The sequence below is a fragment of the Sphingomonas sp. Xoc002 genome (genome assembly GCF_050408055.1).
In the GTDB taxonomy this organism is placed as follows: domain Bacteria; phylum Pseudomonadota; class Alphaproteobacteria; order Sphingomonadales; family Sphingomonadaceae; genus Sphingomonas; species Sphingomonas yabuuchiae.
On sequence record NZ_CP191175.1, the window covers coordinates 393,455 to 408,236 of the forward strand.

At 67.2% G+C, this 14,782-nt stretch carries 9 protein-coding genes; 5 read left to right on the forward strand and 4 right to left on the reverse strand.

The genetic code is table 11. The features are described 5' to 3' along the window. Positions 1-107: 107 nt before the first annotated feature. Positions 108-1,235 (reverse strand): sensor histidine kinase, encoded by a 1,128-nt coding sequence (locus ACQR50_RS01950; RefSeq protein WP_076714745.1) that lies wholly within the window; start codon positions 1,233-1,235, stop codon positions 108-110. After that, the gene (locus tag ACQR50_RS01955) at positions 1,225-2,451 is read right to left on the reverse strand and encodes a sigma-54-dependent transcriptional regulator (protein WP_428969601.1); all 1,227 of its coding nucleotides are present in this window, start codon (positions 2,449-2,451) and stop codon (positions 1,225-1,227) included. The genes ACQR50_RS01950 and ACQR50_RS01955 overlap by 11 nt, the downstream gene beginning before the upstream one ends. Positions 2,452-2,631: 180 nt before the next feature. On the opposite strand from ACQR50_RS01955, the gene ACQR50_RS01960 reads away from it, so the two are divergent. From ACQR50_RS01960 to ACQR50_RS01970, 3 genes are read left to right on the forward strand one after another with little or no spacing between them, the layout of a single operon-like run. Continuing rightward, the gene (locus ACQR50_RS01960) at positions 2,632-3,309 is read left to right on the forward strand and encodes an ABC transporter ATP-binding protein (RefSeq protein WP_076717855.1); all 678 of its coding nucleotides are present in this window, start codon (positions 2,632-2,634) and stop codon (positions 3,307-3,309) included. A gap of 20 nt (positions 3,310-3,329) precedes the next feature. Next, positions 3,330-5,753, forward strand: coding sequence for an ABC transporter permease (locus tag ACQR50_RS01965; protein ID WP_428969602.1), 2,424 nt, complete (start codon positions 3,330-3,332; stop codon positions 5,751-5,753). Between the two features lie 25 nt (positions 5,754-5,778). After that, on the forward strand, positions 5,779-8,190 hold the full coding sequence (locus ACQR50_RS01970; protein WP_428969603.1) for an ABC transporter permease: 2,412 nt from the start codon (positions 5,779-5,781) through the stop codon (positions 8,188-8,190). A gap of 1,066 nt (positions 8,191-9,256) precedes the next feature. On the opposite strand, the gene ACQR50_RS01975 is transcribed toward ACQR50_RS01970, so the two are convergent. Further along, a complete protein-coding gene (locus tag ACQR50_RS01975; RefSeq protein WP_428969604.1) occupies positions 9,257-9,598 on the reverse strand; it encodes a hypothetical protein in 342 nt (113 codons plus the stop codon). 803 nt (positions 9,599-10,401) lie between these two features. Then, on the reverse strand, positions 10,402-10,821 hold the full coding sequence (locus ACQR50_RS01980) for a DUF2721 domain-containing protein (protein ID WP_237243510.1): 420 nt from the start codon (positions 10,819-10,821) through the stop codon (positions 10,402-10,404). Between the two features lie 219 nt (positions 10,822-11,040). Between ACQR50_RS01980 and ACQR50_RS01985 the strand changes: the two genes are divergently transcribed. Together ACQR50_RS01985 and ACQR50_RS01990 are read left to right on the forward strand one after the other, a co-directional pair. Beyond that, positions 11,041-13,536 (forward strand): DegT/DnrJ/EryC1/StrS family aminotransferase, encoded by a 2,496-nt coding sequence (locus tag ACQR50_RS01985; RefSeq protein ID WP_428969605.1) that lies wholly within the window; start codon positions 11,041-11,043, stop codon positions 13,534-13,536. After that, entirely contained in the window at positions 13,533-14,612 is a 1,080-nt protein-coding gene (locus tag ACQR50_RS01990; protein WP_428969606.1) for a glycosyltransferase family 2 protein, read from the forward strand. The genes ACQR50_RS01985 and ACQR50_RS01990 overlap by 4 nt, the downstream gene beginning before the upstream one ends. The last annotated feature ends 170 nt before the right edge of the window (positions 14,613-14,782 follow it).

Here is a 14,782-nt window from a genome sequence, read left to right on the forward strand (position 1 = left end):
TGCGGGGCCACGGCCTAGCTATTCGGTGTCGTAAGCCACAGCCGACGCGACCGCAGGCTCGGTCTCCCCGGTAAGAGGGGAGATCGCGGTCGCGCCACCCGGTCCGGTCATCCCGTTCCGCCCGGGATCCGCAACCGGAAGCTCGTCGGCGAAAGGGTCGAAAGGTTTAACGTCCCACCATGCCCGCGTGCGATCTGGCGCGCCAGACTGAGCCCGATGCCGCTGCCCGCCGTCTTGGTGGTGGCGAAGGGGCGAAAGATCGCATGGGCCTGTTCGGGCGCGATGCCCGGGCCATCGTCGCTGACGTCGATCAGGATCGCGCCGTCCTGCACGCGGAGCGACAGGCCGAGATGCCCGTGCGGGCCCGCCGCCTCGACCCCGTTCTGCAACAGCGCCCAGATCGCCTGATTGAGCTGATCCCGGTCGAGCGCGGCATGCAGGGGGTGCGGCATGTCGACGGTAAGCCGTGCGGTCGGCCAGCGGCTGGAGAACAGCCGTTCCAGATCGTCGACCAGTTTGGCCAGCGCAACCGGCTGGCGCAGCGGCGGCGGCAGGCGCGCGAGCGAGCGGTAAGCCTCGGTAAAGCGCTGCAATCCCTCGGCCTGCCGGGCGAGGGTGGTCAGGATTTCGGGAAGCAGGGCAGGGTCGCCCGTTTGCGGGTCGGCGGCGGCGATACCGCATTCGGCCAGCGAGACGATGGGCACGAGGCCGTTGAGCATCTCATGCCCCAGCACCTGGATCATCTCGGCGCTGGCGCGGGCTTCGGCCGTTTGTTCCTCGCTGTCCACGTCGATCAGCGCCACGACCGCCTGCCGGCCGATATCGACCCGGTCCGCGCGCCAGCGTCGCCCGGCATGGCGCAGGTGCGAGGTATCGCGGTCGAGCAGGGCAGGGGGGGCGGGCAGAACCCGGTCGTCGGTTTCGAACAGGCGCCGCGCGGCGCGGTTGAGCGCGCGGGCGACCGTTCCGTCGACGAGCAGCAACGGGGTGGGCGAAACGTCGAACACCATGCGCTGGAGCGCCGTCTCGCGATCTTCGGTCGCGGTGGGCGCCGGGCGCGTGGCGGCGGGGCGTCGGGTGGCCACCACGCTGAGCAGGATCAGCCACAGGATCGCCAGCAGCGCCCCCGCCAGCGCCAGCCACAGACCGTAAAACCATGCGCCGGCCGCCGTGGCGCCTGCCAGCGCGAGCGACAGGCTGATGGCGATCGCATGCCGCTCGGACCTAGAGACCATGCTGGGCCATGCGACGGTACAGCGTGCCCCGGCTGATCCCCAGGGCATCGGCCGCGCGCGAGATATTGTGGCGATGCTCCTTCAGCGCAGCCTCGATCATCAGCCGCTCGGCATCCTCCAGGCGGAAGGCGGGAGCGGGATCCGGTGCGGCTGGTGACGGTGTCGCGGGCGTGACGGGGCGGACCGCCGCCGCGTCGATCACGCCGTCGTCGGACAACAGCACCGCCCGCTCGATAGCCGCCGCCAGCCCGCGCACTTCGTCGGGCCAGTCGATTGCGGCGATGATCGCTTCGGCGGCAGGCGTCAGGGTTACGGTCGCACGGCCATAGGTTTCGCCTGCGATCTGGGCGAAGTGGCGCGCAAGGACCACCGCGTCGTCCCGCCGCGCCGCCAGCGGCGGCACCGCAATCTCCAGCGTGCACAGCCGCCGCCGGAGCGCCGGGGCCAGGCCGTCTAACGAGTCAGCCACGCTGATGCAGCGCAGCCCTGGCAGCAGGCGGTCGAGCAGGCGGGCTTGCGCCACGCCGTCCAGCCGGTCGGGATGGCGCAGCAGGGCCGTGCCCTGGGCCCGATCCAGTGCGCCCCATTGTTCGGCATCGCGCAGGTCGATCCGGATCGGCGGCGCGGCGGCATCGCCCGAGGCGCCGTGCACCGCCATCGCCACCAACGTCCGGCCGACGCCCGACCGGCCGGTGACGGCGATACTGGCGACGGTCGGCCCGACCCGGCGGACGATCGCGCGCACCTCCGCCATCACGGCCGAATCGCCGAGCAGGGGGGGACCCGTGGTGCCCATGACGGGGCGGGGGGCGGGGGACGCACCGGGCATTTCGCGCCGGCCGATGACGGCGGCGCATTTCGCCAGCAGGTCGTCCTTGCGCCACGGCTTCATCAGGAAATCGCGCGCGCCCGCCTGCATGGCGGCGACGGCGATGCGGATGCCGCTATGCGCGGTGATGACGATCACCCGCGCGCCCGGATGGTCGGCCACGATCCGCGCGATGCACGCCAGCCCCTCCTCGCCGCTCGATCGACCAGCGGTGAAGTTCATGTCGAGCAGGATCGCGTCATAGCGCCGCCGGGCGAGCAGCGAATAGGCCGCGCCCGGATCGGCGGCGAGATCGAGGTGATGACCGGCCAGACGAAACAGGATGTCCGTCGTGCGCGCGACGACCGGATCGTCCTCTATCAACAGGATGTTCCAGGCGCTTGACACGTCCGGCAAGTGTCCGTGCGTGGACATTGTGTTCCGCGCCGCCTGGCCGTTCGATGGCGCCGGAGGAGATAAGTCTTCGTTCATAACGGGTTGGCAGTTCCGGGCTTGGACAATGACACTGTGTCCATGATGACCGAACAACCAATTGGCGCAAGTGCCGCCCAGGCCCAAGCCACCGCGATGATCCGGCTGGAGAATATCCAGCGCCGCTATGTCTCCGACGAGGTCGAGACGACGGCGCTGCACGACATCGACCTGCACGTCGCGCGGGGCGAGTTCCTGGCGATCATGGGACCGTCCGGCTGCGGCAAGTCGACCTTGCTCAACACGCTGGGCACGGTCGACCGGCCGACCGGCGGGCATTACTGGTTCGACGGTCGCGACCTGGCCGCATTGGACGAGCGGGCGCTGGCGCGGTTCCGGGGCGAGACGCTGGGTTTCGTGTTCCAGAGCTTCAACCTGATCGACGAGCTGACCATCGAGGAGAATGTCGCGCTGGGTCTCGCCTATCGGCATGACGGCGGAGACCGGCGGGGGCGGGTGGCCGCCGCGATGGACAAGGTCGGCATCGCGCACCGCGCCCGCCATTATCCCCATCAGCTTTCGGGCGGTCAGCAGCAGCGTGCCGCCATCGCCCGCGCCATCGTCGGCGACCCGAAGCTGATTTTGGCGGACGAGCCGACCGGCAATCTCGACACCGCCAATGGCGAACAGGTGATGGATATCCTGACCGGTCTCAATACCGAAGGCGCGACGATCGTGATGGTCACCCACTCGCCCAGCCATGCCGATCTGGCGAAGCGCCGCATCGACATGCTCGACGGGCGTATCGTCGCCAGCGCGATGCGCGCAATCTGATCCTCGAAGGGCATATGACGATGAACGGCTTCGCCCTGACCGCGCTCTACCGCTCGCTGACCCGACACAAGCTCCATGCCGCGCTCAATATCGGCGGACTGGCGGTCGGGATCGCGGTGTTCCTGGTGCTGGGCCTCTATGTCCGGTTCGAGACCAGTTTCGAGCGCTGGCTGCCGCATCATGACGAAATCCATGTCGTGCAGACCGAGCTTCGAATTCCCGGCAGCCCCTTCAACGGTGCCTATCCGGTGACGATGCCGGGCCTGCTGGAAGAATTGCGACGGGATTTCCCTGGACTGGTCGGCACGCGCATGCGTGGCGGCAAGCAGGGGGGCAGCGTCATCCGCGAAAACGACGCGATCGGCGCGGACGTGGCGCAGGTCGATCCGTCCTTTTTCGACGTGTTCGACATTCCCATGGTGCGCGGCGACGGACGAAGGGCGCTGGCCGATCCGTCCGGCGCGCTGCTCAGCCGAACCGAAGCCGAGCGACTGTTCGGCAATGCCGATCCCATCGGCCGGACCATCGCCATCGCGGTCGACATGCCGCAGGTCTACCGAGTCGCCGGTATCTTCGAGGATCTGCCCAAGACCACCGATTTTCAGGCGAACATCCTGATCCCGATGCCACGCACGCCGCCGCCTGCGGTGCGATGGTCCTGGTACAAATGGGGCATGGTCGACGGTGCGACCTATCTGCGGTTTCGCGATGCGGCGGCGGCGCATGCGTTCGCGGCCAGGATGCCCGCCTTCGTCCGGCGTCATGCCGGGCAGGATCTGGGCCCCGATCCCGCCAAGATCATCGCGCTCTCGCTGCTGCCGCTCACGCGCCTGCATCTGCAACCGCCCGGTGGGGCGGAGAGCAGTGGCCGCACGCTGACCATCGTGACGCTGGGGCTGGTGGGCTTGCTGACCCTGCTGATCGCGATCATCAATTATGTGAATCTGGCGACTGCCCAGTCCGGCCTGCGCGCCCGCGAAGTGGCGATGCGCAAGGTGCTGGGCGCGAACCGGGGGATGCTGATCCGCCAGTTTCTGGGCGAGGCGGCGGCGATGGCGGCGATCGCCAGCCTGCTCGGCATGATCTTGGCGGAGGTCAGCCTGCCCATCGTCAATGCGGCGGGGGGCCTGTCGCTACGCTTTCCTTATACCCTGGCGCTGCCTTTGCTGGTGGCGCTGGTCCTGGTCATCGCACTGGCGGCGGGTTTCTATCCGGCGGTTCTCCTGTCCCGCTTTCCGGCCGCCGCCGTGCTGGCGTCGGCACGGGCGCCGGGGGGCGGGCGCAGCGGCGCGCGGTCGCGCGAGATGCTGGTCATCATCCAGTTCGGTCTGGCCATCGCCTTCATGATCGGTACGGTCGTGCTGGTCGCGCAGACCGCGCATGTCCGGCGATCCGATCTGGGGTTTCGGCGCGACGGGCTGTTGCTCATAGCCTCGCTGGCCGACAAGCGCATCTTCCCGACCCAGGCCCGGCCGATCCTGGACGCGCTCCGTCGTCTGCCCGGCGTGGTGTCGGTCGGCTCGAGCAACTCGGCACCCGGCATGGTCAATGCCAGTCTCGACGTGATCGAGCGCCCCAGCGGACTGAGTCTCACCGTCAACAACATCACCGTCGGACCCGACTTCTTCCACGCCTACGCACCCCGGCTGCTCGCCGGGCGGGTGTTCGACGATGCGCATGGCGGCGACGATTCCAGTGACTGGACCAAGTGGAAATACGGTCGCAACGTCGTCGTCAATCGCAAGGCGGTCGAGCAGCTCGGCTTCCGCACGCCCGAGGCGGCGATCGGCAAGACCGTGGGGCGGGGCGCCCCGCGCACGATCATCGGCGTGGTAGACCAGCTCCGCTTCGCCTCGCCGCGCACCGCCGAAACCGCGACCCTGTATCAATATGCCCGCGACGTCCCGCCATCCGCCGTCGCCGCGATCCGCTACACCGGCGACACCGCCGCCATGCTCGCCCGCATCCGTTCGACCTGGCAACGCCTGTCGCCGCAGGTGCCGTTGGTCGTTGGTACGGCGGACCAGCGGCTGGCGGACTTCTATAAGGCGGATGAGCAGGCCGCGCGCCTGTTCGGGATCGGTGCGGGGCTGGCGGTGCTGATCGGCTGCGTCGGCCTGTGGGGCCTCGCCTCGTTCAACACGGCGCGGCGGGTGAAGGAGATCGGTATCCGCAAGACGCTGGGTGCGTCCTCGGCCGATATCGTCAAGCTGCTGGTCGGGCAGTTCCTGCGGCCCGTGCTGATCGCCAACGTCATCGCCTGGCCCTTGGCCTATGTCGCGATGCGCACCTGGCTGGCGGGGTTCGAGGACCGGATCTCGCTATCGCCGCTCTACTTCGCCGGGGCCAGCCTGCTGGCCATCGTCATCTCGATGCTGACCGTCCTGGGCCAGGCCCTGCGCGCTAGCCGCGCCGCCCCCGCCTGGGCGCTGCGCCAGGATTGATCGTATTTTTCGAAAGCCGGACACGATGAACAGCTTTGCCCTGACCTCGCTCTATCGCTCGATCGCCCGTCACAAGCTCTATGCCGCCCTCAATATCAGCGGTCTGGCGGTGGGGATCGCGGTATTCTTCGTGCTGTCGCTCTATGTGCGGTTCGAGACCAGCTTCGAGCGCTGGCTACCGCATCACGACCAGATCTATCTGGTCCAGAACGACTGGAAGCGTGCCGACGGCCCCTATTTCGGCCGGTTCCCCGATACGATGGGCGGTCTGCTGGACGAGATGCGGCAGGATTTCCCCGGCCTGTGCGGCACCCGGTACATGGGCGGCAAGGAGGGGGGCAGCGTCATGCGCGGCGGCATCGCCCAGCTGGAGGATATCGCGCAGGTCGATGCGTCCTTCTTCCAGGTGTTCGACTTGCCGATGGTGGCAGGCGACAAGGCGACCGCACTTGCCGATCCGATGAGCGTGGTGATCAGCCGGTCGACGGCGCGGCGATTGTTCGGCGATGCAGATCCGATCGGCCAGACCCTGACCCTGATGCTGGACGACAAGTCCACGCGCCGGGTGACGGGCGTGTTCGAGGATCTGCCCAAGACGACCGACTTTCAGTTCGCCATCCTGACCCGCCTGTCGACCTATCACCCCGAAGAATGGTGGACCCGTTGGGGCAGCGGATCGGTGCAGACCTTCCTGCGCTTTCCCGACGCGGCGGCGGCCAAGGCGTTGGCGAACCGGATGCCGAGCTTTATCGACCGACGCGGGGCCCGCGATCTGGGGCGGGACGCGTCGGCGAAACTGGGCCTGCCGCTCTTGCCCATTACGCGCCTGCACTTGGAGCCGTCGAACGGCGAGAGCGGCGGGCGCAAACAGACCCTGGTAACGCTGGGCGTGGTCGGTGTCCTCACCCTGCTGATCGCGGTGGTGAACTATATCAACCTGGCGAGCGCCCGGGCGGGCCTGCGGGCGCGCGAAGTGGCGATACGCAAGGTGCTGGGCGCCGACCGGGCGACGCTGATCCGTCAGTTTCTGGGCGAGGCGATCCTAGCGGTCGGCGTGGCCGGACTGCTCGGCCTGATCCTGGCCGAGATCGGCCTGCCGCTGGTCAATGCGGCAGGCGGGCTGTCGCTGGCCATGCCCTATGCCCTCGTCCTTCCGGTGCTGTTGGTGGTTTCGCTAGTGGTCGGCACGGCGGCGGGTTTCTATCCGGCGGTGCTGCTGTCGCGCTTTCCCGCCGCCTCGGTGCTCGCCTCTGCGCGCGCGCCGGGTGGCGGACGCGCGGGGGCGCGGGGGCGCGAGGCATTGGTCGTGTTCCAGTTCACCCTGGTCATCGCCTTTCTGATCGGCACCGGGGTGCTGGTCGCGCAGACCCGTCACCTTCGCACCGCCGATCTGGGCTTTCGCCGCGACGGGATGCTGATTCTGCCCTGGGTCAGCTATGTCGATGCCGCCAAGCGCCCGGCGCTGATCGCCGCATTCAAGGCGGTGCCCGGTGTCGATATGGTCGCGACCGCCGACACCGCCGTGGGGCGGCTGGGGAACAACAATGCCGAAAATGTCCCCATTCCGGGACGGCCGGGACCGGGGCCGTCGCTGCGCCAGATCAATGTCGGCAGCGATTTCTTCGGGCTCTATCGGCCCCGCCTGCTCGCAGGACGCTTCTTCGACGACGACCACCGCACCGATGACGGGACCGACCAGAAGCGCGGCGACCCGCGTAATATCGTCATCAACCGCCAGGCGGTGACCGCGCTGGGCTTCGCCTCGCCCGAGCAGGCGATCGGCAAGACCGTCGGGCAGGAGCATTTGTGGACCATCGTCGGTGTTATCGACGCGCTCCGCTTCTTCTCGCCCCGTGCGCCCGATCAGCCGACCATGTATTTCTACACGCGCGGGATCGTGCACTGGCCCTCGGTCACGGTTCGCTTCACCGGCGATCCGCGCACGGTCCTGACAGCGGTGCGCGCTGCATGGCAGCGGGTCGCGCCCGAGGCACCGTTCAAAGGCGACACCAGTATGCAACTGCTCCAGACCTATTACGATGCCGATGAACGCGCGACGCGGCTGTTCGGGATCGGCGCGGGGCTGGCGGTGCTGATCGGCTGCGTCGGCCTGTGGGGCCTCGCCTCGTTCAACACGGCACGGCGGGTGAAGGAGGTCGGCATCCGCAAGACGCTGGGCGCATCCTCCGCCGATATCGTGCGTCTGCTGGTAGGGCAGTTCCTGCGGCCGGTCCTGATCGCCAATGTCATCGCCTGGCCGCTGGCCTATGTCACTATGCGGACCTGGCTGGCGGGGTTCGAGGACCAGATCGCGCTATCGCCGCTCTACTTCGCGGGAGCCAGCCTGCTGGCCATCGTCATCGCGGTGCTGACCGTGCTGGGCCAGGCCCTGCGCGCCAGCCGCGCCGCCCCCGCCTGGGCACTGCGCCACGATTAGGGATCGGCGCCCGCCTATCTCGGTGCCGTCGACCGGGCCGCAACGCACAGCGACGGCGGCGCCACGGGCATCGACCTGATCCTTCACCGCGCTTGGCACGAAACCGGCGCCAGTCAGGTGCTCGGTGTGAGCGGCGTACCATCATTCGACCGCATGGTCCGGTACAAACCTACCCGGGTCATGCCGAGCGGCCCACCCATGCTCCGCTTGGTCTAGGGGCAGGATACCGGACATCCCGATATCCGCATCGAATAGGCCAGGCGTGCGACATGTTGGTCATGCCTCAAAATCGCCTCGGGAAGGGTGGTCGACATACCCTTTCCGACAGGTCGCGGCCGCGCATCCTGGCAATTTTGGAACCTTCGCTGCATTAGGGAACGACACGTGGCGGCCCATCGGACCGGCAGTATGCGTGCCTTGCGCGTTGCATTAAGGGGCAGTGTCTCGTCGCGGCTTGCACTGGCACGGGGAGCGTTGCGGTATAATGTAGCAGGTACTTGGCGGTTCAGACGAAGTCCCCTGTGACAAAGTTAAAGCGCCGCAGCGTCAGGGCGTCGCAGCGTGTCTCACCCCGTGCCCCCTTATGTTACCCCCCGTGGGGCACAGCTGGAGGCACTGAAATTCAAAGAGGGGGCATCGTGCGGCTGACCGATGCGCAGTGCGGATAAGCGCAACCGGCCGACAAAGATTGCAAGCTCGTCGATTCGGGTAGGTTCTGCCGGCTCGTGACGACCAGGAACGCACAATGCTGGCGGATGAATACCGCGTCGGGAGCAAGGAGCGGCGCTTCGTCTTCTGCCGATACTCCAAAATCGGGTTGGCCAAGGCGCGCGATCTGCGAGACGGCGCGAGGGTTGCGCACTCGGCGGCGGGCGTGACATTCGAAGTCCCTGCCCACGGGAACGAAGTGCAAGATCAAGAGTATCGGCGCATTAGAACGCCAGTTATTGGTCCGTGAAGGGGGCAGCCGATGCCCCCTCCCAATATTTATGCTGCCTGGCGGTCCGGTTCGCTGACTGCTTGGCGAGTTGAATAATTTGACGCCAAGATCATGGCTTCCCATTGTTCAGCATGCTCCGCCTGCTTCAGTAAACGATACGCCTTCAAACGATCGCGCAGGCGGCGGGCTTTGACCTGAAAAACGAGAAGAACAGTAGCCGCGATTACCGCGCATCCGCAAAGTACGTAAATCAACATTCGCCCACCCAGTATGTGCCTTGGCCCATGCGATCCGGCTCCCCTCCGTCACGCTTGGCCATTCAAAAGGTTGATGGTTGACCGCACCGAAGCGGCTGCGGTCGGCATGGACCATAATGGTGAAAGCAATCGTTAACAGGCTCAAACGTGAGACAAAAAAGGGTCGCTTTGGGCAGATCGCGGCTCGCTGGTGGCGAATGCTCTTGAACATGGGGTAGCCGCAAAAGGCTCGGCGGGCCTCCCTGCCTCGGGACGCGATAATTATCCTATGTAACAAACTGTGACCCGTGGACCTCCGCCGCAGTACCGCCGTTTCACGCTTTCGAGCTTGGGACGTCATGTTGCCAGCATCGGAGAAACGTCATGAAACCCGTTACCGGATTTCTAGGAGTTGGCGCCATCGGCGGTGTAGTGTTGAGCTGCTCAATCGCTGCTGGATATTTGGAGAAAAGGTTCAAGCCGCAGGTCGCAGCGGGGTCATCTTTTGGGCAAGGCGCATCGCCAGCGCAGATGATGGAACGGCGGCGAGGACGGGCAGCGGCGGCAGCTGTGGCTGAGGCGGCCGTTAGGTAGATTTTGGTATGCCGTCTTGTGGAAAGCCAGTGACCGACATCGGCTTCAAGGGTGATTGATCCACCAACTTGCACCCTTCCAAGTTGGGCTGGTGATTGCTGCGATCGTCAGCGCGCCGACGGCCAGGACCGCCACTCCTATGGCGGCACGCATCCACTTTGGGTCCTTAGACGGGACCGGCCGAGGCGTCGGTGCAGGATCGGATGGGCGGTCGCGGTGCATTCTGGCACTTCGAAGGTGAGGCACGCATCATTGCTATCAGTCGTCGGGTAAGTCGACCAGCGGCATCATTACAGTTCGGCAAACGCGTGAATTCTTTGAAACCGAGGAGAATATTTCGGGGGCACTGACAGCTGCGGAAGCCCGTAAAGCAACGGAAAACTGACGATCTTATGGCTCGTCATGGTAGGCGACGGACCCATCATGGGGATGAACCATCGATCAGCCTTCGCCATGATCGTCGCGAAGCGCCCGCCCCGCGATCGTGATTTCCCCGACGAAACACGCCAGCCCTGCCACCGCGCAGATCAGGCCGCCGCCGAAGAAGAAGAACAGCACCCCCGCATGACGCGAGTCGCGCAGCGTCCCCAGGAACAGGGTGATCGCCGCGCAGCAAGTCATCGCGCCCGCCGCCGCGGTCAGGGTGACGGCGATGTCGAGGATTTTCGAGCGCAGGCGCAGGCGGCGCATCTCATAACCGTTCGTCCGGCCATCCCGCTTCAACCCCTGGATACGGTCGCTGATCCGCCCCAGCCGAGTCGCAAAGACGTTCAGCAGCGATCCCACGGCGGTCAGCAGGAAGATGGGCGTCAGGGCCAATTGGATGACGCGGGCAGCGGCGTTCAGGGGTTCGGTCATCATGGCTCGCTTCTCGGAAGATCAACGATCGAACAAATGGCGCCAATGTTCCCGGGATAAGCATCGCCGAAGGACCGCCGCTGGCCGGGACCAGTATAAAGCGGCGGGACGTCTCTCCCGAAATGGGATGGCGGGGACGATCGTGTGATCCCAATCATCTTGTGCTAAGAGCTTTTTAGGACGGATATGGAAAAGACGGGGCGTTTTCAGGGGGAAAGGCAGATGGAATTTCCGCTCATCGCGCCGCGACCGCCCCGGCTGTCCGAACAGATGGAGGGCCTGAAGCGGATCGAGGCGTCCGGCCAGTTCAGCAATAACGGCCCCGAGGTCCGCGCGCTGGAGGCCGAGATGGTCGCACGGCTGTTCGACGGGCGCGGTGCGGCGCTGGCGGTCGGCAATGCGACGCTGGGCCTGATGATCGCCATTCGGCAGGCGGCGGGGCTGCATCCCCGGCCCGGCACGCTCGCCATGATGCCCGCCATGACCTTTGCCGCGACGGCGCAGGCGGCGATCTGGGCCGGACTGACCCCCCTGATCGTCGATATCGACCCGCAGGACTGGACCGCCGATGCGGCCGAGGAAGAGCGGATGCTGGCGCAGCATGGCGGCCGGATCGGTGTCGTCGTGCCCTATGCCACCTTCGGCACGGTCATCGACCTGGACCGCTATGCCTGGCTGGCGCGGCGGTACGAGGTCGGGGTCGTCATCGATGCGGCGGCCTCGCTGGGGACGCTGGACGAAGCGGGGCGGGGCTTCGGCACGGGCGCGCCCTTCGCGCTGGTCTATTCGATGCACGCGACCAAGACCTTTTCGGTCGGCGAGGGCGGGCTGGTCTATAGCGGCGATGCCGACCGGATCGACCAGCTGCGCGCGATGGTGAATTTCGGTTTCGAGAGCGGGCGCAACGCGACCCTGCCGGGCATCAACGCCAAGATGCCCGAGATACTGGGCCTGATGGCGCGGAGCAAGCTGGCCGAACTCGATACGATCTGCGACGCCCGCGCCGCGCTGGACCGCGAATATCGCGCGGCGCTGACCGAGCTGACCTGCCAGCATGGGACGGCCGGGCGGCATGCGACTCAATTCATGCCGGTGTTGCTTCCCCCCGAACTGGCCTCGCGCCGGGCCGCCATCGCCGAAGCCCTGGCGGCGGACGGGGTCGGGACGGGGCAGTATTTCAGCCCGCATCTGGGTGAGCAGACGCTGTTCCGCGACACCGCGCTGGTCGAGGCGACGCCGGTGGCGGACGACGTTTCGGCGCGGATGCTGAGCCTGCCGATCACCGATGCGATGCGGCCCGGCGATGCGACGATCGTGGCCGGGCGACTGATGAGCGCGATCGCGCGCGTCGCGGCCGATGCCGGGTCAACAGGCGCCGGGCAGGCACGCGGCGACGCCGTGCTGGGCTGCGTGATGATCGGCGGCGGACCGGCGGGCACCGCCGTGCTGACCGCCGCGAGCAAGAAGGGATTGCTGGAGCGGCTGGCCGGGGACGGCCTCGTGCTGGTCGAGCGGTCGCCCCATGTCGGGCCTGGCGCGCTGGGCGGCTATGCGATCCGTTCGGACACCACGGCGGAAACCTTCCTGTCGGCGGTGCGCGGCAATCCCTATCCCGAACTCGCCGCGCTGGAGATGCATCCGGCCGGGCAGATGATGGCGCGGCATTGCGGTGCGCTGGGCGCGCCGCTCGCCGAGACCGCGCCCTTGCTGGCGGCGACGGCGCAGCGGCTGCGCGGCATCGTGACGGCGCATGGTGGTGAAATCCGCACCGATACCGAGGCGCTGAGCGCCCAGGCCACGGCGGAGGGGCTATGGCGGACCACCATTATCGGTCGCGAAGGGCAGCGCGTCCTGACGTCGCGCCATCTGGTCGTGGCGACCGGCGGCTATCAGACCGACGCGCATGTCGCGGACAAGAGGGTGGCGGGCGCCAGCCTGGGTCAATTGGCGGGTGACCGGCTGATGCGCTCCGACCTGCTGTTGCGGCGGGGCGGGGTGGAGGCGGTGGCGGCACGGCTGGCCGACCGGCGCGCGCCGCGCGTGGTGATCGTCGGGGCTTCGACCAGCGCGCTGGCCTCCGCGGTGCAGCTGCTCAAATGCCATGACCTGCCCTGGGGGGCGGGCGCGATCACTTTGATGGTGCGCACCCCGCCCAAGCCCTTCTTCCCATCGGTCGAGGCGGCGGCGGCGGAAGGCTTCACCGACTTCACCGCCGACGATATCTGCCCGGTCAGCGGGTTCGTGCTGCGCCTTGCCGGGCTTCGACTGGAGTCGCGCGAGCTGGTGATGCGGATGCTGGGCTTGGGCGGACGGACGCCCGACCCGCGCCTGCGCCTCCACCGGATCGCGGGCCAGGACGATGCCGAAGCGCGTCGGATCATCGGCGAGGCCGATCTGGTGGTCGGGGCGCTCGGCTATCGTCCGCGCGCGCTGCCGCTGTTCGACGTCAACGGACAGCCGATCGCGCTGGCGCACCGCGCGGGGCGACCGATGGTCGACCGGCATTGCCGCGTCCTCGACGATCAGGATCGACCGGTGCCGGGCGTTTTTGGCATCGGCCTTTCCGCCGGTTTCGTGCCTTGGGGTGCGCTGGGCGGAGAGAAGAGTTTCCGGGGGCAGGCCAATGGCTTGTGGCTCTGGCAGAATGATGTCGGCCAGATGATCATCGACCAGCTGCTCAGGCAGGATGCGGCGGCACGGAGCAGCGCGGCGGCATGAGCGATCCGGTCGCCGATCCTGTCGTCAGCGTCGTCATCCCCGCCTATAACGGCGCGGCGCTGATCGGCGAAACGCTGGCGAGCCTGGGCGAGCAGACGCTGACCGCCTGGGAGGCGTTGGTCGTCGACGACTGTTCGTCGGACGACACCCGCGAACTGGTGCGGAACTGGCCCGATCCCCGCGTTCGCCTCATCGAGAATGCGGTCAATGGCGGTCCAGTGACAACGCGCAACCGGGGATTTGCCGAGGCGCGGGGGCGCTATCTGGCGGGGTTGGACCAGGACGATCTGTGCCGCCCGGAACGGCTGGCGCGGCAGGTCGCCTTTTTGGAGGCGCATTCCGATATCGTGCTGGTCGGCACCCAGACCGAGCAGCTGGTCGGGCGGCGCGTGCTGCCCATGGACTATGCGCCGCACACCACGCCCGAACTGATCGCCTGGCTGAGCTGGATCGAAAATCCGCTGGCATGGTCGACGGTGATGGTCCGCGCCGATGTCGCGCGGCGGCTCCATCCCTTCACCCGGCCCGAAATCCTCTATGCCGAAGATTTCGACCTGTATCACCGTATCGGCGCATTCGGGCGCATCGCGCGACTCGACGAGCCGCTGCTGATCTATCGCCAGCACGAAGGCGGTGCGTCGAAACGGTTCACGACGATGATGCGCGCCAGCGCGACGCGGGTGCTGGCCGAGGCGCATGCGCCGCTGCTTGGCGACGATGCGGACGATGTCGCGCGGCTGCTGGTCCAGCATAATATGGGGGGGGTGCCGGTCCCCGATGGTGCGACCCTGCGCCGCCTGGGGCAGGCCATTGCGCAACTCCAGAGCGCGTTCGTCGAGCGGTTCGCGCCCGATGCGCAGAGTCTGACGCTGATCCGCTGGGAAACCGCGCGACGCTGGCGGCAAGTGGCGCGGGCGGCGCTGCGGGGCGGCCAGGTCACGCTGGGGGATGTGCTGGCGTCGCGGCCGCCGCATCTGGGGCTGGGCTATGCCGGTGTCGACGATCTGCTGCGTTGGCGCGCGATCGGTATGGCGCGGCACCTATATCGGAAAGGGCGCACTCATGACCGGGACTGATCCGATCAAGCCCGAGCCCTGCGCCGTTTCCTATGGCAATCCCCAGCCGCCGGAAGCGCCGGGGATTGCGCCGACCCGTCTTAGAAAAGGTGCTCGATCAGCTTCGACGCGCCGAGGGCGACGCCGCCGACGGCCAGCCAGCTCGATACCGCACCGACGGTCAGGATCAT

Coding starts and splice junctions, on each gene's coding strand:
- ACQR50_RS01975 (WP_428969604.1), bottom strand. CDS start 9,598: ATGTTCAAGAGCATTCGCCACCAGCGAGCCGCGATCTGCCCAAAGCGA.
- ACQR50_RS01990 (WP_428969606.1), top strand. CDS start 13,533: ATGAGCGATCCGGTCGCCGATCCTGTCGTCAGCGTCGTCATCCCCGCC.
- ACQR50_RS01950 (WP_076714745.1), bottom strand. CDS start 1,235: ATGGTCTCTAGGTCCGAGCGGCATGCGATCGCCATCAGCCTGTCGCTC.
- ACQR50_RS01960 (WP_076717855.1), top strand. CDS start 2,632: ATGATCCGGCTGGAGAATATCCAGCGCCGCTATGTCTCCGACGAGGTC.
- ACQR50_RS01965 (WP_428969602.1), top strand. CDS start 3,330: ATGAACGGCTTCGCCCTGACCGCGCTCTACCGCTCGCTGACCCGACAC.
- ACQR50_RS01980 (WP_237243510.1), bottom strand. CDS start 10,821: ATGATGACCGAACCCCTGAACGCCGCTGCCCGCGTCATCCAATTGGCC.
- ACQR50_RS01970 (WP_428969603.1), top strand. CDS start 5,779: ATGAACAGCTTTGCCCTGACCTCGCTCTATCGCTCGATCGCCCGTCAC.
- ACQR50_RS01985 (WP_428969605.1), top strand. CDS start 11,041: ATGGAATTTCCGCTCATCGCGCCGCGACCGCCCCGGCTGTCCGAACAG.